The following is a 20,401-nucleotide window of genomic DNA, read 5'->3' as shown; positions in this document are numbered from 1 at the left end:
AGATACTATTATTTTATAAGATAGGAGCATTTGCTTCTATTTTATTGTTATATATTACCTGTAACAATTGCTATAATTAAATAAAGGGGGGAAAAGCTATATGTATGAGTATAAATTTATAAAAGTGCCATTAAAAAAAGGATGGAATGTTAAAACTGGTGATACTTTTGAGGAATGTAAAAATACTATTCAAGAAGAAGCAAAAAATGGATGGAGATTAAAGCAAGTTATTGTTCCAGTAAATGAAAATACTGGTATAGCACCATATCAAGCATCATATTGTTATCAAATTATTTTTGAAAAAGAAATAAAATAACTATTTGAAACAATAAAAGGCAAGTGAATATTCTTATAACCTAATTGATATAAATTTACAATCATGATATATTAAGTATTGTAATTTTTGGAAAATGGTTGAAGGGGAGTAAGATATGTATTCATTTGAACTGCGTGGATTATTTATTTTTGGATTACCAGTATGGATAATTGCAAGAATAATAATCTTAATGAACAGAAAGAAAAAGGGTATTAAATTTAACATTGGGGATGAAATTTTAACTAATCTATTTGTAATATATTTATTTTACCTTATAGGAATAACTATTTTACCTATAAATACAGGTGAAACATTGCCATATTTACAAGAATTAAGCTTTATAGAAAGGTGTAATATAAACATAGTTCCATTTATAGATTATTTTAAAGGTGCAAATTACCTTGGAAGTATAATAAGAAATATAGTTGGAAATTTAATTTTATTAATGCCATTTATACTGTATATATGTGCAAAAAGTGAAAAATCAAGAGATTTAAAATCCGCTACTAAGATAACTTTTTTAATATCATTATCAATAGAGTTAACTCAGTTAGTTATGAATATATTTGGACTTACGTATACAAGAGTTGTTCATGTTGAAGATTTAATATTAAATACATTAGGTGGGATTATAGCGTGGGGCATATTTAAACTTATGTATAGAGGTAAAATAAAAATTATGATAGATAATACACATTCTCAGTTAATTGAAGAGGGTCAAATTTAATATACTAAAACTAATAGAGCATTAGAAATATTGCTCTTTTTTATTTAAAAAATTTTTATAAATATCTAAAATTAGGCATAAAAATAAATTGGTAAAAAGTATTACCAATATTATTTAATATGAAACATAGTGAGAATTTGTAGCAAAAAGTTGTTCATAGTGTTTTTTAACAGATTTATCTAAATTATTTACTTTAATATTAACATACCTAACAGGTATTTTTTCATGATTTGCTATTTTATAATTACAACCAGTAAAGTATTTCATAAAGACATCATCATCTAATAAAAACTCAGCTACAAAAGTATCAGCTTCCTTTTCAAGTTTTTCATAAAGAATCGGATCATATTTTTCAACCTCTAAAGTATTTATATCTGGATGAAGTAGTACATGTCCAAGTTCATGAGTATAAACTCTTTTTTTATCTTCATCAGAAAGATTAGGGTCTATAAGTACATACTTTGTATTACCAATCTTAAAATAACACCCCTCAGGTAAGTCAGTCCCCAAAATATCATCAAAACAAGAAGTAACAACTTTAAATTGATGAAGTAATTCTAATGCACTATATCCTGGATAATACTTCTTTAGAATTCTCACTTTTTCTTTTATATATTTTAAATTCAAAATTAATCTCCCCTTCATAAAAATCGCTTTGCTCATGTCGCCAACGACTTCGTCCGTTGCTCAAAAATTAAAAGTTATTACTATTTATTCTTTTCTTTGTCTATAGCTAAAAGCATCCCCATTTTAATAGCTTGTAAAACCCCATCTATGGCTTCTTTAGAAGCTGGCTTACCACAAAACATTAATCCATCTTGCTTTAACATTTCTTCAGCATTTTCTAATATGTTTTTAATATCTTTTTCACTTTTTTTAGTTATATCACATTCATCATAAGTTCTTTCATCAGTAAGGCCTAGTAAGTAGTCAGTAGACACTTCAAGTGCATCAGCAAGTCTTGAAAGTACGGCAGATTTTGGTTCTCTTAATCCATTTTCATATCTAGATAAACTAGCTTCTGTTATATTTGCTCTTTTTGCTAATTCTTTTTGATTTAAATTTAAATAACGTCTAGCTCTAGAAATTCTCTGTGCAATAGTCTCCAAATTCTTCACGCTCCTTTGGTTAAAATTAACATTATTTAGTTATATTTTAATAATATCACAGTGTTATGAAAAAGGAAATAAAAATATACATACGGTAATAAAAATATACAAAACATACAAATTACTAAAAAAAATGATAATTTGTATAATAAAATTACCAAAAACTAATTGACACTTACAAAATATGGATGTAATATTTAGTTACAAAGGAGCAAAAAAATATTTATCATAAAAAAATAAAATAGAGATAGGGGAGTAAAATAATGGGACTTAGAATACTTAAATCAAAAAGGGCATTATTTGGATTAACACAAGTTAAAGTAGCAAATATGATGGGGATGAATACAAAAACTTATAATCTTAAAGAAAATGGAAGGGTAGATTTTTCATTAGAGGAAGTAGTAAAAATAAGTAAGGTATTAAATCTTAATATTAAAGAAGTAAATGAGATATTTTTAAATTTAGATATTGAGAATTAGTTATACAAAAATTTTTACTCATTATATTACCAAAAGGTAATAAAGATAGCTAAATTATAAAAAAAATGATAATAAATATATACAAAGGGGATTTATATGAGAGATTTAAAGGTATTTTTTAATAAGGAATTTGGAGAAATAAATGTAATAGTAGTAAATAACAAGGAATATATAGAGGCTATAGGAATAGCTAAGATATTAGGATATGTAAATCCTAGAGATGCAATAATAAGACATTGTAAAAAAGAGGGGGTAATTTTTTCCGACGTGGGGGTAGTTACTGGTTTTAGAGATAATAAAAGTGAAATAATACAATTTGTTAGAAAGAAATTTATAGATGAAAGTAATGTGTATAGATTAATTATTAGGTCAAAACTACCTAGTGCAAAAAGATTTGAAAAGTGGATAATGGAAGAAGTAATACCTTCTATTAGAAAAAATGGAGCTTATATGAATGAAGATGTTATTGAAAAAGCTTTAGAAAATCCAGACTTTATAATACAAATGGCAACTAAGTTAAAGGAAGAAAGAAATCAAAGAATGTTAGTAGAGAAAAAGGCTAGAAAGCTTGAAAAAACTATAGAACTAGATAAGCCACTTGTAAATTTTGCAAAGACTATAGCTACAAGTGAAGATGCTATAACAATAGGACAGTTTGCTAAAATACTAAACAACAATAACATAAAAATAGGAAGAAATAGACTATTTAAATTGTTAAGAGATAATGGATATCTTATAAAAAGTGGTAAAGAAAAGAACATGCCAAAGCAAGTATATATAGAAAGAGGGCTTTTTAAAATATCTGAAAGTATTTTAAATACAAGTGAAGGTGAAATAATATCAACAACAACACTTATAACTGGAAAAGGTCAAAAATATTTTTTAGAAAAAACTTACAAATAGATAAAAAAATAATGGTTAAAATTAACCATATTAAGTATTAACAGTAAATAATAAAGATAAACCAATAATAAAAACAACTATATATCCTAGTATATCTATTTTTGTAAATGATTTAAAATCTTTAAAAAATTTATAAAGTACTCTAATTAATATAATTACAACAAATACGCTAATTAGAAAATTATAAGAACTAAAGTTGGTATTAGGTAAAAATATAGCATCAAATGTACTTAAACCTATGGCAAGTACTAAAAATATTATAAATTGCTGTTTATCAGTTAATTTCAAATAATCACCTCAGAAGTATTATATATTACTAGGAAAAAACTTACAAATAAATATAAAGGGGGATAAACTAATGAGAAAATTTTTAGAGGCTAATATAACTCATAATACAAAGAAAATGAGTAAATATGAGTGGTTAAAGGAAAGGGGAAAAGGTATAGGTGGAAGTGATGCATCTAGCGTAGTTGGGCTTAATCCATACAAAAGCTCTGTAACTGTATATTTAGAAAAACTTAACTATATAAAAAATAACATAAACAATATAGATGATAAAACTATAAATAGTATATTAAATAAAAATACACAACATATTGAAGATACTATTTATACAAATTACAAAATGGAGCTAGGTAATAAGTTAAAAGATTTTGTAGCTAAGGAATTTGCCTTAAAAACTAATAAGAAAGTTAGAAATATTAATGGAATACTTAAAAATGATAAATATCCATTTGCAATAGCAAATATTGATAGAGCTATTGTAGGAGAAAAAGCATTTTTATAGCGCAAGGTAAGTGGAAGCTATTTTAAAGGAGAATGGAAAAATGGGGTGCCAATTAATTATAAAGTACAATGTTATCATTATATGGCAGTTACAGGAGCCACTCATTGTTATGTAGCAGCACTTATAGGTAATGAAGATTTGGTTATTCATAAGATTGATAGAGATGAAGAAATAATAGAAGATATTATGAAGTTAGAGAAAATGTTTTGGGAAAAGTGTGTACTAGGAGATAATATCCCAATACCAGATGGAAGTGATGATTATTCAAAGGTACTTAAAAATCTTTATAAAGAAAGCAAAGAAGAAGAGATAATACTATTTGAAAAGGAAAATTACTTAAATAGATATGATGATGTAGTAGGTCTTATAAAAGAGCTAGATAGTGAGAAAAAGGCTATAGAACAATATATACAAAGTCAAATGAAAGAGTATGAAATAGCTTATATTGGGGATAGAAAAATTAGTTGGAAAAAGCAAAGTAAAAATATATTAGATTCTAAAAGATTAAAAAAAGAACATCCTGATTTAGCTAAAAAGTACATGAAAACTACTACATCAAGAGTGTTTAGAATTTAAGGAAAAATTAATTATGGATTTAAAAGCTTAAAATTAGGGGGATTAATATGGCAGTTTATAGGCATATACACATAGATTATTGGCAAGATGGTTTTGTACTTGATTTAACACCAGAGGAGAAATATTTTTATATTTACCTTATGACAAATAGTAAGACTAGCCAATGTGGAATATATGAATTACCTAAAAGGATTATAGAAACAGAAACAGGATACAACAGAGAAACAGTAGAAAAGCTTCTTAAAAGATTTGAGGACTATGGAAAAATTATTTATAGTGAGGAAAGTAAGGAGATTTTTATTAAGAATTGGCTTAAGCACAACAAGATGGTAAGTCCAAAAGTTAAAAAATGTGTAGAAAAAGAACTTTTAGATATTAAAAGCATTGACCTTATAAATTTATTTTTAAAAGAATGTCATAGGTATGGATACGCTATAGACATAAAAAATAAAAATATTACCACTATGGATAGTGTATCTATACCCATAACTAAAGTAGAAAATAACTTTGAGTATGGGTATGGGGAAAAAGAAAAACAAAAAGAAAAACAAAAAGAAAAAGAAAAATATAGAGATGGTGAGATAAATAGGGGTGGTAGTGATGGAAAGTATAAAAATGAGTCTAAAAAATTTAAATGTACCACAAAATATGAAAAAGAGGATGGAGTATTTTATAAAAAGCCAAGTGAAGAACAACTTAGAAAGTTCAGAGAAGAACTTAAAAGAATATAGATGTTATAAGTGTAGAGATATGACTTTTATTATAAATGATGGTGTAGCAGTTCCTTGTAGTTGTAGAAAAGTTAGAGAAGCTGAAGATATTTTAAAAAAGAGTGGAATAAGTGAAAAGTTTAGAAATAAAAGATTTGATAACTTTGACTACTCAGTAGATATGATTCTAATGGATGCTTATAAAAAGGCTAGTGATTATGTAAAGTTTTTTAATGAAATTGAAAATGATAGAGGAAATTCTATTATGTTTTTAGGACAAGTAGGATCTGGTAAGACTCACTTAAGTCTTGCTATTTGTAATGAGCTTATGGATAGTGGTGTTGGTGTTGTGTATATGGGTTATAGAGATGTTATAACTAGGCTTAAGCAAAATATTATGGATGAAGTTTATTATAACAATGTTATGAATAGGTATAAAAATGCTAGAGTTCTTTTGATTGATGATTTGTTTAAGGGTAGGATAAGCCATAGTGATGTTAATATTATTTTTGAGATTGTAAATCATAGGTATTTTAATAATTTGCCTGTTATTGTAAGCTGTGAAAAGAGAGTTAGTGAGCTTATGGATATTGATGAGGCTATTGGCAGTAGGATTGTTGAGATGTGTGGTGATTATATTTGTGAGATTAGAGGAAAGAAGCTTAATTATAGAATTAGGGGATAGAGAAACTAAGTTTATATAATATGAAAATTGAGATATATTACAAAATTATGTAAAATAATAGTAATAAAAAATTATTAAATAAAAGGGGAGTTATATGAAAAAACTTATTATATGTCTTTGTTTTATATTATCAATATTTTCATTAGTTAGCTGTAATAAAGGAAAAGTATCTAATGATATTAAAATTGAAGTTAGTGAATCTACTAAATTTTCTAAAGAGGAAATAGATAATGCAATTAAATGTGTTAAAGATAATTTTAGTTTTGAAGGATCTACTTTAACAAAGATATGGTATGATGAAGAGAAATCTAATCATTGGGTTGATGCTTATTTAAAATATGGACGTGGTTTGGAAAATGGAGCTAAGGGAGAAAATGTTATTGTTTTACTATCAGATTTTGATGTTGATGGCTCTGGTGATAATCCTGTTTTAGAGCCAAATACCACATACACAGACTATCAATGGACATTGATAAGAGATAATAAAGCAGGCAATTGGAAAATTGATGGTTCGGGTTATTAGAATTTAATTTATTATAAATAGCAAAAATAAACAATTTAAGTAATAAAAAAGACAGGTTTCCGATGCCTGTCTTTTTTAATTAGTGAAAATTATATTAAATAAAAAGAATAAAAAATAATAATGGATTTATTTTAGTAGGATATTTAAAGTATGTCCTAAAATGGAATTAATATACAAAAAAATTGTAAATAAATAATTAGAAGAAAATATATTAAGTGATTTAGACTTAATTATAAATTATAAAAAGTATGGATATATCTTAGAATAATTGTAAATGTTTTCATTTGCAATTCAGGTAAATATAAAATATGGTATAATATTACAGTTAAAAAATAAATATTGTTTATAAATTATAAAACATGAGGGATAAAATGAATATAGTAAACTTATTAGGAATAACGTACAAAGAAGATATAATAAGCAACTTAATAGTTGGATTAATAAATGAATCTAAAGTATTTAGAAACTCATTTATTAAAAATATTTTAAATATAGAAAATCCATCAGATTTTAAAGTTAAGGCTTATACAAGAATAGCAACATCAGCTGGTATTCCAGATATAATTGTAACATTAGAAAATGAAAAAGATTCAAGATTATTAATAGTGGAAAATAAGTTAAAGGCAGATGAAGGGTTTAATCAAACTTTAAGGTATTCAGATGAAAAATGTATAGAGGATTTAGTAGATAATAAGTTATTGGAATTAAAAAATAAAGATTTAATAAAAGAATTTATATTTTTAACTTTAATTCCTGAACAAATACCTACTGGGGATAAATTTAAAAACATAACATATAAAGATTTAATTGAAAATGTAGACGTAGATATTGAAGATGAAGTATTAAAAAGAGTATATTGTGATTTTGTATCAATATTAAAAGATTTCTATAAAGATTTAGATATTAATGAATATGATAAACTTATAGATAGTTGTTTTAATGAAGAAGATAAAACTAGGGCATTTATAAAGTTTAAAAATATAGTAAAAAATATAAACGGCAAAAGTGGACTAAGTGTTAGAGAAATTGGAAAAGCAGGTGGAAATGGTAGGTTAAGTTATTATGCAAAAATATCTAAAGATAGCTGGATAGGAAATGAGGAAGCGCGATTTATAGATGATACTTATAAAATAACAGAAGATTGTTATGATATACATCTAGAAGCATCCTTTGATATTTTTAATAAAAAGATGACATTACCTCTACATTATGAACCTAGACCATATATACCTAGAAAAAGGTTAATAGAAAAAACAAATGAAGAAGATTATCAAAAATATATAACTAAAAGAAATTATGTAAAAGGTTTAGTACATAATGAAATTCATGATCTTGGAGATAGTAATATAAAACCTTACAATGGGTCTAACACGATAGCATCTATTAATATACCAATAGATGAAAATATTACAATTAAAGAGTTTATAGAGTCAATTGAAAAGTATATGATTATAGTAGAAAACATAGTAGATAAGTGTTTAAAGTAGGCTATGAGTAAATAGAAGTTGATTTTATGATAACTTAATATAAACAACAAATGAGCTGTATTTTACAGCTCATTTATTTCATTCCTATTATATTTTTAGATAATTCATTAATACTATCAGATAGAACCTGAAGCTTTCCTTCAATCCTTACAAGCAAATACATACTAAGGGCTATAGGAAAGCCAACAGAAGCTATAAGATTTTGTAATTCAGAATTCATAAAAACACATCCTTTCAATAAATTAAAAGCTATGCTAAAAATAGCATAGCCTTATTAACTATAAAACCAAGTCGTACTCAGTAGTTCCAGTTTCAACAACTTTAGCCTCTACTAAAGATGCAAAGTTTTCTCCACCTGGTTTAAATATATTTTTAGAAAGTATAGTAGTCATAGCTGTTTTTATCTCTGATTCAGTTAAATTTTCTCTAGGGTCATCTACTGATATAGAAACTTTTTTTCCTGATGTTGTCATAAAGCTCATTAATAATTTCTTTGTAATTTCCATAATACACCTCCATATAATTTAATAACCTATTCTGATAATGTAGTGTTATCTATTATAGCTACTTCAAGTAACGTATTATTTTGAAGTGATGCTATAACAGATCCAACAGCATATACATCATCATCTGTTGCTTCTGGGTCAACATTAGAGTAAGTTTTACTTTTTACCTTTGTCTTTCCAGTTACATCATCCATACCACAGTCAAATCTTAACTTTAATCCTGATAGATTTTTAGTTGCTACTACTGCCATAATCATTCCCCCTTTTTTGTAGTTCTTGATAATAAGTATAGGTATTTTGAGTTTTAATAGAAATTAAAGTTTTTTATAAAAAAATTTAAATACCTATGTATGAAAACACGACGTAGGGTATTGTATTTTATAATTAAAAATAGAAGGAAGTATATTAAAAATATTGAAAGTTAAGTATAATTTAAATTAAAGGTGGAGGTGCTATTTTATGCTAGATTATTTGACTAAAGATGATTTACCAGAGTCTATTAAGGATTTAGCTGATGTTATTGGAATAGATTCCTTTAAAAAGCTTGTTAAGTTTGCTGGGGGAAGTAGCGTATACATTCCTAATGAAAGTAGTATTACTAAATCTGTTAGGAATAAAATTATGAAAAAAGATTTTAATGGTAATTATAAGGAACTGTCTAGAAAATTTGGCATAAGTGAAGTTCAAGTTAGAAATATTATAAATGACAAAATTGATAGAATTTAAAAAAATTAGGTTACAAAATTATTAAAAAATTAAATTATACATTATAATAAAAATATATTTATATATTTATTGATAACAAAAATACTAACTATATAAATATAGTATTTAAATATTAGAAAAATAACTAAACTTAAATAATTAAGGTTTTTTTATATAAAACTATTAAAAACTAAAAAAATAATACAAAAGATAAAAGTATAGATATATATCTATACTTTTTTGATATGCAAATTTTTACTAACTAAAAGAAAAATTATAAAAAACTTATATTTCTTATTTGAAATATGCTAAAAATAAAATATTTAAGTGTAAAATGATTTTAAAAATAATTTAAAAAAACCTTAAAAATACCTTAAAAAAACATAAAGTTACAAAAGTGTTATTGAATATATGTCGATAAAGTAATAAAATAGTTAGGTATTACGATTAAATTAGAGGAGAGAAATATGAAAAAAATAACTTATTTCATTGTGCCGGTATTAATAGGAGGATTATTTTTATTTGGGTTAGACAAATTCTTAGATCATGAAATAAAAGACCTATTAAATAAAAAAGACTTAATTCCTGTAATGAATTATCCTCTAAGCTCGGAAAAGGATAAGGGAATTATATTAAATAATCATCTTTTAAAGCAAAATGATATTATGATGATAGGATCATCAGAGTTAGGACTTGCTACAAAGCAACATCCTACTTACTATTTCAATACACATAGAAGTAAAAATGGAGTTTTTACAATAGGGAAGGCATATACTCAAAATTTACAAGATGCAACTATAATTGGGAGTACAGACCCTAATATAAAAGATAAAAAAGTTGTATTACTACTTTCTATGCAGTGGTTTATGGATAAAGAAGGTGTTACACCTCAACATTATCAAGGTAGATTTTCACCTGTTCAATTCTATGCCTTTTTACAAAATCCTGAAATATCAAAGGAAAATAAAGAGGAGTTTGCAAAAAGAACAATTGAGCTATTAGCTGGATCTGGAGAGTTTAAGCCAGAAGCTGTATATGCAAAGTTATATATTAGTGATTCATTCATTTCAAAAGTAGAAAAGACTATATTACACCCTTACTTTAAAGCAAGACAATTTGAAGTAGTGTTAAAAGACAAGGGAATGTTATTTAGAAAGTTATTAAGAGCTCCTGAGAAAAAAGAAGTTAAAAAAGGAGAGCCTATTAACTGGGAAAATGAAACAAAACAAGCAATTGAAGATGCTAAAAAAAGAGTTGGAAACAATGATTTATGTATAGACAAAATGTACTATGAGAAAAACTTTGGTAAAAACCTAGATAAAATGAAAGGTAGATACGATTATGTTAATCTATTAGAATCAAGAGAATTTGATGATTATGAGTTAACATTATCAGTATGTAAAGATTTAGGAATAAAGCCAGTAGTTGTTATGCTTCCAGCTATGGACAAGTTCTATAACTTAACAGGAATATCAAGAGAAGAAAGACATGCTTTTTATGATAAAGCAGAGAAAATGGCAAAACAAAAAGGTTTTGATGTTATAGATTTAAGAGACAAAGAAACTGAAAAGTATTACTTAAGGGATGTTATGCACCTTGGTACGAAAGGATGGGTAGATGTTTGTGAAAAATTATTTAAAAAATTTGATCAACAATAAATACTTAATGATAAGTATTACATTAACAATAGTTATAATAGCAGCTATATTAGTGATGACATTTACATCATTTAAAGAATTACCATTTATATATAATGAATTTTAATAAGGAGGATTACTAATGAAAATCATTGAAGGTATAAAAAAATACGCAAATACAGACAGGATAGCATTAAAATGTAATGATGAAAGTCTTTCTTATAAAGATTTAGATAAGTACTCAGAAGCAATAGCTTTATATTTAAAAGAGATACATGAAGATAACACACCAATAGTTATATATGGAAACAAGGAAAATATGATAATGGCATGTATGATAGGTGCCTTAAAATCAGGAAGAGCATATGTACCACTTGATATAAGTTTCCCACTAGATAGAGTATATGATGTAACTGGTGAAATTAAGCCAAAAGTTGTATTTAACTTTAGTGAAGTAAACTTAGATGGATTAAATGTAGTTAATGAAAATGAATTAAAAGAAATTATAAAAAAATATGAAAATAAAGAGATAGATAAATCTAACTGGGTAAAGGATGATGAAAATGCATACATCTTATTTACATCAGGAAGTACAGGAAAGCCAAAGGGAGTTCAAATAAGTTCAAACAACTTAGATAGCTTTGTTGATTGGATTAGTCCATACTTAAACATAGATGGAAGTGAAAAAGTAATAATGAATCAAGCAGCATATTCATTTGACTTATCAGTTACATCTATATATCCAGGATTAGTTCATGGTGCTACTTTATTCTCTTTAACAAAGAAAGTATTAGCAGACTACAAGGAACTATTTAGACAATTTGGTGAATCTGATATGGCAGTATGGGTTTCAACACCATCATTTGCAGGTGTTTGTGTAACAGAAAAGAGCTTTAATAGTGAAATGTTACCAAAACTTGAATCTATGATATTTATAGGTGAAGCACTTCCAAAGAGTTTAACAAAAGAACTTTTAGAAAGATTTGAAAATACTAGAGTTATAAATGGATACGGACCAACTGAAGCTACTGTTGGAGTAAGTGTAAATGATATGACTATGGAATTAGTAGAAGATGAAAAAAGCTTACCTGTGGGATTCCCTATGGAAAACTGTAAGATAAAAATTATAGATGAAGAGGGAAATGAACTAGGTGAAGGTGAAAAAGGTGAAATAGTAATAATAGGACCTTCAGTTTCAAAAGGATACTTCAACAATGAAGAAAAAACTAATGAAGTATTTTACTTTGATGAAATAGATGGAGTAAAACATAGAGCTTATAAAACAGGAGATATAGGATATCTTCTAGATGGAAGAATATACTACTACGGTAGAAAAGATTTCCAAATAAAATTAAACGGATTTAGGATAGAAATAGAAGATATAGAAAACAACTTAAGAAAAGTTGAAAATATAAAAAATGCAGTAGTTATACCAGTTTATAAGGATGAAAAAATAGCATACTTAACAGGTATAGTACAATTAAAGGAAAAGAACTCCCTAAGCAATCTTAAAAATGGGATGATAATCAAAAAAGAATTAGGAAAATATATACCATCATATATGATTCCTAGAAATATAAAGGTTATAGATGAATTCCCAACAAACATAAACGGAAAAATAGATAGAAAGAAACTTATGGAGGAAATTTAATGACTTTTTCACAATATGGAGATTATTTTTATCTTTATATATTATTATTAACGTCAATACCAGCTATAATATTAGGACTTTGTGAAAAAAAGATAAAGTACTATGGAATGATAGCAACTGCATTTATGATACTTTTAATAGTTGGAGTAAATGTACACCTAAAATTCTTAATAGCCTTTATGGTAATTGAAGTTATAGTAGTTAAAGGATATGAATATGTAAGAAAGAAAACAGACAGTAAGCTTGTATATAGATTATTTTTATTAGCATCAATGTCTCCAATAATAATTAATAAATTATCACCATATACATCAATGGGGACTATTGGTTTTATAGGAATATCTTATTTAAACTTTAGAACAATACAAATGGTTATAGAAATTTATGATGGGGCAATAAAAGAAGTAAAATTATTAGATATGATTTACTTTGTACTATTTTTCCCAACATTAAGTTCAGGACCAATAGATAGATCAAGAAGATTTGAAAAAGAATTAGAAAAAAATATATCAAGAAGCGAATATGTAAATGAATATTTAGCTCCAGGTATTAAAAAAATATTTATGGGGATTGGATATAAGTTTGTAATAGCATTTTTAATAAATGTTTACTGGATGTCAAAAATACCTACTGATATAACTTTTAAAAATGCACTAAGCTATATGTATGCTTATAGTTTATATTTATTCTTTGACTTTGGAGGATACAGTTTATTTGCAGTAGGTACAAGTTATATATTTGGTATAAAAGCACCAGATAACTTTAACAAACCATTTATAAGTAAAGATATGAAAGAATTCTGGACAAGATGGCATATAAGTCTTTCTAGATGGTTTGGAGATTATATATTCTCAAGATATTTAATATCTTCTATGAGAAAGAAAAGATTTAAAAGTAGAGCTACAGCAGGTCGTGTTGCTCAAATGATAACAATGTTAGTTATGGGATTTTGGCATGGTTTAACATGGTTTTATATAGTATATGGTATATATCAAGGTCTAGCATTAGTTCTTACAGATATATATCAGAAAAAATCCAAATTCTACAAAAAGCATAAAAAAGAGAAATGGTTTGAATATGTGCAAATATTTGTAACATTTAATATAGCATGTTTTGGACTACTAATATTCTCAGGATATTTTGCTTAATTTAAGGAGGACATAAAATGCAAGAAACAGTTATAGAAATATTTGAAGATGTTTTAGGTAGTGATGAAATAAGAGATGATTTAGATTTTGATTTATTTGAAGCAGAGCTTTTAGACTCATTAGCTATAATACAAGTATTACTTGAAATAGAATCTAGATTAGGAATAGTACTTCAGCCAACAGACTTAGAAAGAAGTGATATGGCTACAGTTAATAACTTAGTTAAATTCTTAGAAAATAGAAAATAATATTTTAATAAAAAGGGCTGTAAAAATACTTAAGCTTGGTATTTTTGCAGCCCTTTTTAATTTTTAAAATAAATTAAAAAAACTAATATATAAATTGTAAAAATATTTGTTATGAAAACGTATTGACAAAAATCTCCAAATATTTTATTCTTTAATTACGGACAACTTAATGACATGTCAAAAATAAAACTTTAAATATTTTACAAAAAGCTTTTATTTTTGAAAATAGGCAAACGTATTCTCGAAAAAGGGGAACTTTGCTTTAGTTAAATACTTATATTTTTTAGGGAGGAAATATGGAAAATAACAAAAGTCTTATGAAAGTTATGCTTGCAACTTTATTAATAGTTGTAGGGTGCGAATTTATTGGAGAGTATACAGTTAAGCTAGGTTCTGTAGCCTTAGTATTATTCCCAATGTTATACGCAGTAATTATAGGAATTATAATCACACCAGATTTATTAGGAAAGAAAATAAAAGTATTAAAAGAAATGGTTGGGGAAAAAGAAATAAATATAGCTGGAGATGTTGTTGGTATCGCACTTGTTTTACTTGGTATAAAGTATGGTTCAACAGTTGGTCCTAACCTTGCAAAAATAATACAAGCAGGTCCAGCATTTTTAGCTCAAGAATTTGGACATATATTAGCACCTATAGTAGCACTTCCTTTAGCGTTACTATTTGGTTTTAAAAGAGAAGCTGTGGGGGCTTGCTCTAGTATAAGTCGTGAAACTTCTTTAGGAGTTATATCTGAAAAATACGGAATAAATTCACCAGAAGGTAGTGGTGTTTTAGGTACATATTTAATGGGAACAGTAATAGGAACTATATACTTCTCTATACTAGGTTCTGTTTCAATATATACAGGTCTTCATCCATATGCACTTGGTATGGCAACAGGAGTTGGTAGTGGTAGTATGATGACTGCAGCTTCAGCAGCACTTACAAAAGTACCAGAAATAGCAGCTGATCCTGCTATGGTTGATACTATACTTTCATATGGGGCTACAAGTAATATGATGTCTAGTTTAACTGGACTAATATTCTTAGTATTTATAACTTTACCATTTACAAATAAGTTATATAAAGTTTTAGAGCCTAAAATAGGTAGAAAGTCTAAAAAAACATCAAAAAATAGTGTAGCTTAGTAAAGAGAGGGATAAAAAATGTTTGCTAATATAAATGTTAAAAAAAGTTTTAATCAACTTATAGTCATGCTAATGGTTGGAGCTATGATTTTAATAGGGCAATATATAAGTAAGGGAGTAGCAATAACTACAGCTCTTCCTGGAATGTTAATAATGATAGCAGCAGCTATGGCAGCAATGATATTAAAAGATTTATTTCCAAAATCAATATTTCCTGCATTTGGATTTGCAACAATAATAGGGTTAATACTTAGTATACCAGGAAACCCAGTATCAGATGTATTTAATGAACAAGTTGCAAATATAAACTTTATGGCTATAACTACACCGCTACTAGCATTTGCCGGAATATCTGTAGGTAATAAAATAGAAGAATTAAAGAAAATGTCTTGGAAAATAGTAGTTATATCTTTAGTAGTGTTCACAACAATATTCTTTGCTTGTGCATCTATAGGACATATAGTACTAAAAATGCAAGGGGTTATATAGTTTAATATAATACAAATATTTATATATTTTGGGAGGAACTAATTATGAATAAAGCTAAATTAAAAGAATTAATTATAAAAACAATAGATGAAAATAGAGATAAAATAATAGAAGTAGGTCGTGGAATATATGAAAATCCAGAATACGGATATAAAGAATATAAAACTACTGAAGCTGTAGCAAACTTTTTAAGTGAAGAATTAGGACTAGAAGTAGAAAAAAATATAGCTGTTACAGGATGTATGGCTACTGCAAATAGTGATAAAAAAGGACCACATGTATCTATATTAGGTGAATTAGACGGAATATCTTGTAAAGAGCATAAACACTCTAATGAAATAGGTGTATCTCATACTTGTGGACATAATATACAAATAGCTGGAATGTTAGGTGCTGCGGTTGGGTTAGTTAAAAGTGGTGTATTAGATAATCTTGATGGAAAAGTATCTTTTATGGCTACTCCAGCAGAAGAATTTATAGAGTTAGAATATAGACAATCATTAAAAAATAAAGGTGAAATAACTTACTTTGGTGGAAAGCAAGAACTTGTTAAAAGAGGATACTTTGATAATATAGATATGTCTATGATGTTCCATTCATTAGATATGGGAGAAAATAAGGCATTAGTAGGTCCAGAAAGTAATGGATTTATAGGAAAGAAAGTTCAATTTATAGGAAAAGAATCACATGCAGGTTCAGCACCACATGAAGGAATAAATGCTTTAAATGCAGCAATGCTTGCTATAAATAATGTAAATGCACTAAGAGAAACATTTAAAGAATCTGAAAGAGTTAGATTCCATCCAATTTTAACTAAAGCTGGAGATATAGTAAATGTTGTACCTGCTGATGTTCAAATGGAATCATATGTAAGAGCTAGAACTATAGATGGTATGATAGATGCTAGTGAGAGAATAAATAGAGCATTAATAGCAGGTGGTAATGCAGTTGGAGCAGAGGTAGTATTAACTGAAATACCAGGATATTTACCAATACTTCGTTATAGAGATATGGATAAATTATTTAGTGATAACTTAGTTGATTTAGGAATAGAATCAGAAAAAATAGTTGACGGTGGAGATTTTACAGGTTCATTTGACTTTGGTGATATATCTCATTTAATGCCGACACTTCACCCAATGGTAGGTGGTATAAAGGGTGCACTTCATACTAGAGAGTATGAAATAGTAGATGAAGAATTAGCATATATAGTACCTGCAAAGTCTATGGCTATGACTGTTGTAGATTTATTATTTGATGGTGCAAAAGAAGCTAATGAAATATTAAATAACTTCACTCCTGTAATGACTAAAGAAGAGTACCTAAGCTTCTTAGAAAAATACGATAGAACTATATAATTAAGTAATAAAAAGGGCTTTTAATAAGCCCTTTTTTGTACTAAAATAAAAGTTCAACAAGGTTTTTAGGTCTACCGACTCCCTCACTAGTTCCCTTTGCACACACTCTTGCTAGTTCTTTTGAAACTAATTTATTTAAAATTCTTCGAGCACTTCTATCACTTATATTTAAGTGTGTAGCTAACTCTTTTGTATCATATATTTTACTTTGTCTAGTATTACTTATTGCTATAATTTTTGATATTGATTCACAGCTTAGTCCTGACTTTTTAGAAATATCTATTGTATATTCATCAGAGGCTATAAGTGAATAGTTAATTTCACTATCTAACCCTAGAGGACCTTTTAAAAACTTATTTTCATCAATTAAATATATATCAAAATCAGAAGAATCTAAAGAACGCTTTAATGCTTTATATCCATTTGTTTCAGCTTGATATGAAGTATTTCCAATACCAATACCTACAGCAAGAGAAAATCCAATAGATTTTATTTTATTTTTTAAACTAAACAATTTATTGTAGTTTATAGTGTTTTCAATAGCACCTTTATGAGCAAATATTATATACTCATCTCTACCAAAATTAAAAACTGAACCTTGTATATCCCTAACATATTCAACTATAATTTTATCAAGGTCACATCTTTTAATCATGTTAGAGTAATACTTGTCCATACTTTCTTTATAATCTACTAAGCTAAGAATTTCAACACCTATCTGAGAGTGTTTAGCTTTATTTAATTCATATTTACTTTTTAGTTCATTATAACTTACTCTTATAAGAGGTCTAGTTGCTTCTAGTCTAAATACTGGATATCCTTTTGATTTTAAGTAATTATAAACATTTGCAAGTCCAGTTAGCATTACATCTGTTTTTTTGCTTTCAAATAAATCAATATGCCATTTAGCATAATCCATTTCAGAAATATCATTAGAATAAGGCATAGAATATACATTATTAATATCAAAGTCAATTTCATATAAAGCATCACTTAAAATCTCGTTATCAACAACATCTATACTAAACTTATTAAAATTTATATTACTGTTTTTTATTTGCCAAAGAGCTTTAACAATACTTGCGTTACCTCTTGATACAAAAACATTAGGCAAGTTTATTTTATACTTAGCCTTAACGGATTCATAAACTCCACAACCTGTAAATATTATTCCATCACATTCATTTTCACAATCTATTATTACTTCTGGTGCATCTACTAACTTTTCTCTTATATATAATTTTATCTCTAAATTATTATCTATTTCATTTAAATATTCTTTTATTTTTTTACTAGAATCTAAAGGTCCTACAACTCCTATCTTCATAAATATCCTCCAAAACCACTAAATTAATTACATATTATGAATTTACTATAACATAGTATATATTATGATAGAAGGAATTTATAAAATATAGAAATACAAACAATTTATCGTTTAAAAAAGAGGTAAACAATAGAGTTTATCAAAATATTATAATAAATATATTTTTAGGGGTAGAGATATATGATAAATGATAAAGATTATAAATTACTAGAAATATATGCAAAGGCATATAAGAAAAGTTCATTAAAGGTAGATTTAGTAAGAATAGAAAAATTAGAAAAGAATATGAAAAATTTAAATGAAGAAATAACAGAATATATAAAAGAATTATGTGAATTAGATTTTGAATTCAAAAAAAATACAAGTCCTATTCCAGACCCTATAAAGTACTTTATAGAAAATGGAAAGGCAATAGAACAATGGGACTATATAAATAATACACTTTGGGATGGATATTGGAAAAGATGTAGTGGAAGGGATTTAGAGTACTTTATGTCTTATTTAGAATATCCAATAATTTATCCAAATCATAAAAGCTATATTGAAAATAATAAAAATTTAGTAGAAGTATTTAAAAAAGAAACTGGACTTAAAAAAGTTCCATATGGTGTAAAATGTGCAGAGGTACTTAATAAAAAATATTTCAAATAAAAATGTTTTAAAATATAAATTTCTCTATATTTCTAGAAAAAGTTACAAAAAAACTACAAAATTTTAGTTTTATTTGTCGGATAAGATTTACTAAAAAAATATACTGTCGTATAATTATACTAATCGTATATAATGTCAAATTTATCCACAAGGAGAGAATATAGATGAAAGAAAAGATAGCATTAGCAGCACTAGCAGCAGTGCCTATGACCGTAAGTAGTGTTTATGCTTCTGATTTAACAGGAATTGTTACAACAAGTTATTTAAATGTAAGAAGTGGACCTTCAACTAGTCATGCAGTAATATTTAGTGTTAAAAAGGATGAAAAAGTATCAATTGAAGAACAAACAGACGGATGGTACAAAATAAAAACTAATACAGGAAATACTGGATGGGCGTCATCTACATACATATCATTATCTAATAATGAATCAAATGATAATCCTTCTTCAGATAACCAAAGAAGAGTTACAATAGAAGGACTTAACATGAGAAATGGTGCAGGTACTAGTTATAGAGCTATAACTAAATTAAAAAATGGAACAATATTAGAATTAATATCAGAAAACAATGGATGGTCTAAAGTTAAATATGATGGAAGAATAGGCTATGTATATAGTGATTATTTAGAAAAAGTTTCAGATTCTAATATAAATACTAGAGCGAATACTACAAAGGTAGTAAATTATGACTTCTTAAATGTAAGAAGTGGACCATCAACATCTCATTCTATAGTTGGAAAACTAAATAGAGGAGATAAGGTAGGGGTTATATCAGAAAGTAATGGATGGAGTAAAATAAATTACAATGGAAAAGTTTCTTATGTATCTAGTAGATATTTAAGTAATCCATCAAATACAAATCCTGAAAAGCCAGACTCAAATAATGAAAGCGTAAAAGAAACAAAAGTAGTAAACTATGAATTCTTAAATGTAAGAAGTGGACCATCAACATCTCACTCAAAAATAGGAACATTAAAAAAGGGAGATAAAGTAGGAGTAATATCTGAAAGCAATGGATGGAGTAAAATAAAATATAATGGAAATATAGCATACGTATCAAGTACATATTTAAGTAAAGAAAATACAACACCAGAAGCACCAAGTAACCCAGGTGAAAGTGTAAAAGAAACAAAAGTAGTAAACTATGAATTTTTAAATGTAAGAAGTGGACCATCAACATCTCACTCAAAAATAGGAACATTAAAAAAGGGAGATAAAGTAGGAGTAAT

The 20,401-nt window shown here is 26.7% G+C and carries 28 protein-coding genes; 21 read left to right on the top strand and 7 right to left on the bottom strand.

The features are described from left to right. Positions 1 to 100 precede the first annotated feature (100 nt). Together ABCP60_RS10565 and ABCP60_RS10560 are read left to right on the top strand one after the other, a co-directional pair. Positions 101 to 316, top strand: coding sequence for a DUF4177 domain-containing protein (locus ABCP60_RS10565; RefSeq protein ID WP_092924667.1), 216 nt, complete (start codon positions 101 to 103; stop codon positions 314 to 316). Between the two features lie 115 nt (positions 317 to 431). After that, the gene (locus ABCP60_RS10560; protein ID WP_343101734.1) at positions 432 to 1,043 is read left to right on the top strand and encodes a VanZ family protein; all 612 of its coding nucleotides are present in this window, start codon (positions 432 to 434) and stop codon (positions 1,041 to 1,043) included. Positions 1,044 to 1,157: 114 nt separating this feature from the next. On the opposite strand, the gene ABCP60_RS10555 is transcribed toward ABCP60_RS10560, so the two are convergent. Further along, positions 1,158 to 1,670 carry an ImmA/IrrE family metallo-endopeptidase gene (locus ABCP60_RS10555; RefSeq protein ID WP_166505799.1) on the bottom strand — a complete coding sequence of 171 codons (513 nt, stop codon included), beginning with the start codon at positions 1,668 to 1,670 and terminating at the stop codon, positions 1,158 to 1,160. Positions 1,671 to 1,750: 80 nt separating this feature from the next. Further along, positions 1,751 to 2,152: a helix-turn-helix transcriptional regulator gene (locus tag ABCP60_RS10550; RefSeq protein ID WP_092924675.1), complete on the bottom strand. Its 402-nt coding sequence runs from the start codon at positions 2,150 to 2,152 to the stop codon at positions 1,751 to 1,753. A 263-nt stretch (positions 2,153 to 2,415) separates the two neighbouring features. Here ABCP60_RS10550 and ABCP60_RS10545 point away from each other — a divergent pair, with 263 nt between their 5' ends. Both ABCP60_RS10545 and ABCP60_RS10540 read left to right on the top strand, forming a co-directional pair. After that, entirely contained in the window at positions 2,416 to 2,631 is a 216-nt protein-coding gene (locus ABCP60_RS10545; RefSeq protein ID WP_092924677.1) for a helix-turn-helix transcriptional regulator, read from the top strand. Positions 2,632 to 2,727: 96 nt separating this feature from the next. Further along, positions 2,728 to 3,534: a phage antirepressor KilAC domain-containing protein gene (locus tag ABCP60_RS10540; protein ID WP_343101733.1), complete on the top strand. Its 807-nt coding sequence runs from the start codon at positions 2,728 to 2,730 to the stop codon at positions 3,532 to 3,534. Positions 3,535 to 3,564: 30 nt separating this feature from the next. Here the strand turns inward: ABCP60_RS10540 and ABCP60_RS10535 are convergent, their stop codons facing one another. Next, positions 3,565 to 3,822 carry a hypothetical protein gene (locus ABCP60_RS10535; RefSeq protein WP_343101732.1) on the bottom strand — a complete coding sequence of 86 codons (258 nt, stop codon included), beginning with the start codon at positions 3,820 to 3,822 and terminating at the stop codon, positions 3,565 to 3,567. 70 nt (positions 3,823 to 3,892) lie between these two features. Here ABCP60_RS10535 and ABCP60_RS10530 point away from each other — a divergent pair, with 70 nt between their 5' ends. From ABCP60_RS10530 to ABCP60_RS10505, 6 genes are all read left to right on the top strand, one after another. Then, on the top strand, positions 3,893 to 4,321 hold the full coding sequence (locus ABCP60_RS10530; RefSeq protein ID WP_343101731.1) for a lambda-exonuclease family protein: 429 nt from the start codon (positions 3,893 to 3,895) through the stop codon (positions 4,319 to 4,321). A gap of 45 nt (positions 4,322 to 4,366) precedes the next feature. Beyond that, entirely contained in the window at positions 4,367 to 4,897 is a 531-nt protein-coding gene (locus ABCP60_RS10525; RefSeq protein WP_343101730.1) for a hypothetical protein, read from the top strand. Positions 4,898 to 4,944: 47 nt separating this feature from the next. Continuing rightward, entirely contained in the window at positions 4,945 to 5,628 is a 684-nt protein-coding gene (locus tag ABCP60_RS10520) for a hypothetical protein (RefSeq protein ID WP_343101729.1), read from the top strand. Next, positions 5,513 to 6,292, top strand: coding sequence for an ATP-binding protein (locus ABCP60_RS10515; RefSeq protein WP_271899762.1), 780 nt, complete (start codon positions 5,513 to 5,515; stop codon positions 6,290 to 6,292). The genes ABCP60_RS10520 and ABCP60_RS10515 overlap by 116 nt, the downstream gene beginning before the upstream one ends. A gap of 94 nt (positions 6,293 to 6,386) precedes the next feature. Further along, complete coding sequence (locus tag ABCP60_RS10510) at positions 6,387 to 6,815, top strand: DUF4829 domain-containing protein (protein WP_343101728.1); 429 nt, start codon at positions 6,387 to 6,389, stop codon at positions 6,813 to 6,815. Positions 6,816 to 7,186: 371 nt separating this feature from the next. After that, positions 7,187 to 8,302 carry a hypothetical protein gene (locus ABCP60_RS10505; protein WP_343101727.1) on the top strand — a complete coding sequence of 372 codons (1,116 nt, stop codon included), beginning with the start codon at positions 7,187 to 7,189 and terminating at the stop codon, positions 8,300 to 8,302. Positions 8,303 to 8,375: 73 nt separating this feature from the next. Here ABCP60_RS10505 and ABCP60_RS10500 read toward each other — a convergent pair whose 3' ends face one another. Genes ABCP60_RS10500 through ABCP60_RS10490 form a run of 3 tightly spaced genes read right to left on the bottom strand, consistent with a single transcriptional unit; the run spans position 8,376 to position 9,059 of the window. After that, the gene (locus tag ABCP60_RS10500) at positions 8,376 to 8,522 is read right to left on the bottom strand and encodes a YvrJ family protein (protein ID WP_092924691.1); all 147 of its coding nucleotides are present in this window, start codon (positions 8,520 to 8,522) and stop codon (positions 8,376 to 8,378) included. Positions 8,523 to 8,580: 58 nt separating this feature from the next. Further along, complete coding sequence (locus ABCP60_RS10495) at positions 8,581 to 8,808, bottom strand: DUF2922 domain-containing protein (RefSeq protein WP_092924693.1); 228 nt, start codon at positions 8,806 to 8,808, stop codon at positions 8,581 to 8,583. A 26-nt stretch (positions 8,809 to 8,834) separates the two neighbouring features. Continuing rightward, positions 8,835 to 9,059, bottom strand: coding sequence for a DUF1659 domain-containing protein (locus ABCP60_RS10490; protein WP_195237315.1), 225 nt, complete (start codon positions 9,057 to 9,059; stop codon positions 8,835 to 8,837). A 208-nt stretch (positions 9,060 to 9,267) separates the two neighbouring features. Between ABCP60_RS10490 and ABCP60_RS10485 the strand changes: the two genes are divergently transcribed. The 9 genes from ABCP60_RS10485 (at position 9,268) to ABCP60_RS10445 (ending at position 17,192) form a co-directional block, all read left to right on the top strand. Continuing rightward, positions 9,268 to 9,534, top strand: a complete 267-nt coding sequence (locus tag ABCP60_RS10485) for a Mor transcription activator family protein (protein ID WP_092924697.1) — start codon at positions 9,268 to 9,270, stop codon at positions 9,532 to 9,534. Between the two features lie 446 nt (positions 9,535 to 9,980). Further along, complete coding sequence (gene dltD / locus ABCP60_RS10480) at positions 9,981 to 11,171, top strand: D-alanyl-lipoteichoic acid biosynthesis protein DltD (RefSeq protein WP_195237319.1); 1,191 nt, start codon at positions 9,981 to 9,983, stop codon at positions 11,169 to 11,171. Further along, positions 11,131 to 11,277, top strand: a complete 147-nt coding sequence (locus ABCP60_RS10475) for a hypothetical protein (RefSeq protein ID WP_343101726.1) — start codon at positions 11,131 to 11,133, stop codon at positions 11,275 to 11,277. The genes dltD and ABCP60_RS10475 overlap by 41 nt, the downstream gene beginning before the upstream one ends. 15 nt (positions 11,278 to 11,292) lie before the next feature. After that, positions 11,293 to 12,801: a D-alanine--poly(phosphoribitol) ligase subunit DltA gene (gene dltA / locus ABCP60_RS10470; RefSeq protein WP_195237321.1), complete on the top strand. Its 1,509-nt coding sequence runs from the start codon at positions 11,293 to 11,295 to the stop codon at positions 12,799 to 12,801. After that, the gene (gene dltB, locus ABCP60_RS10465; RefSeq protein WP_092924703.1) at positions 12,801 to 13,949 is read left to right on the top strand and encodes a D-alanyl-lipoteichoic acid biosynthesis protein DltB; all 1,149 of its coding nucleotides are present in this window, start codon (positions 12,801 to 12,803) and stop codon (positions 13,947 to 13,949) included. The genes dltA and dltB overlap by 1 nt, the downstream gene beginning before the upstream one ends. A 17-nt stretch (positions 13,950 to 13,966) precedes the next feature. Continuing rightward, entirely contained in the window at positions 13,967 to 14,197 is a 231-nt protein-coding gene (gene dltC / locus ABCP60_RS10460) for a D-alanine--poly(phosphoribitol) ligase subunit DltC (RefSeq protein WP_092924705.1), read from the top strand. Positions 14,198 to 14,493: 296 nt separating this feature from the next. After that, the gene (locus ABCP60_RS10455) at positions 14,494 to 15,345 is read left to right on the top strand and encodes a DUF3100 domain-containing protein (protein WP_343101725.1); all 852 of its coding nucleotides are present in this window, start codon (positions 14,494 to 14,496) and stop codon (positions 15,343 to 15,345) included. 18 nt (positions 15,346 to 15,363) lie between these two features. Further along, complete coding sequence (locus ABCP60_RS10450; RefSeq protein ID WP_092924709.1) at positions 15,364 to 15,834, top strand: hypothetical protein; 471 nt, start codon at positions 15,364 to 15,366, stop codon at positions 15,832 to 15,834. 44 nt (positions 15,835 to 15,878) lie between these two features. Continuing rightward, complete coding sequence (locus ABCP60_RS10445) at positions 15,879 to 17,192, top strand: amidohydrolase (protein ID WP_343101724.1); 1,314 nt, start codon at positions 15,879 to 15,881, stop codon at positions 17,190 to 17,192. 40 nt (positions 17,193 to 17,232) lie between these two features. On the opposite strand, the gene ABCP60_RS10440 is transcribed toward ABCP60_RS10445, so the two are convergent. Beyond that, on the bottom strand, positions 17,233 to 18,519 hold the full coding sequence (locus ABCP60_RS10440; RefSeq protein ID WP_195581310.1) for a transcriptional regulator: 1,287 nt from the start codon (positions 18,517 to 18,519) through the stop codon (positions 17,233 to 17,235). A gap of 180 nt (positions 18,520 to 18,699) precedes the next feature. On the opposite strand from ABCP60_RS10440, the gene ABCP60_RS10435 reads away from it, so the two are divergent. Both ABCP60_RS10435 and ABCP60_RS10430 read left to right on the top strand, forming a co-directional pair. Then, on the top strand, positions 18,700 to 19,170 hold the full coding sequence (locus tag ABCP60_RS10435; RefSeq protein WP_092924715.1) for a hypothetical protein: 471 nt from the start codon (positions 18,700 to 18,702) through the stop codon (positions 19,168 to 19,170). A gap of 164 nt (positions 19,171 to 19,334) precedes the next feature. Continuing rightward, positions 19,335 to 20,401: SH3 domain-containing protein (locus ABCP60_RS10430; RefSeq protein ID WP_343101723.1), on the top strand; the 1,067-nt coding region annotated here is incomplete at its 3' end.

It is taken from the genome of Romboutsia sp. MSSM.1001216sp_RTP31141st1_G3_RTP31141_220114 (genome assembly GCF_039031195.1).
Classification (GTDB): Bacteria; Bacillota; Clostridia; order Peptostreptococcales; family Peptostreptococcaceae; genus Romboutsia_C; species Romboutsia_C hominis.
This window is presented reverse-complemented; position numbering and strand designations above follow the sequence as displayed.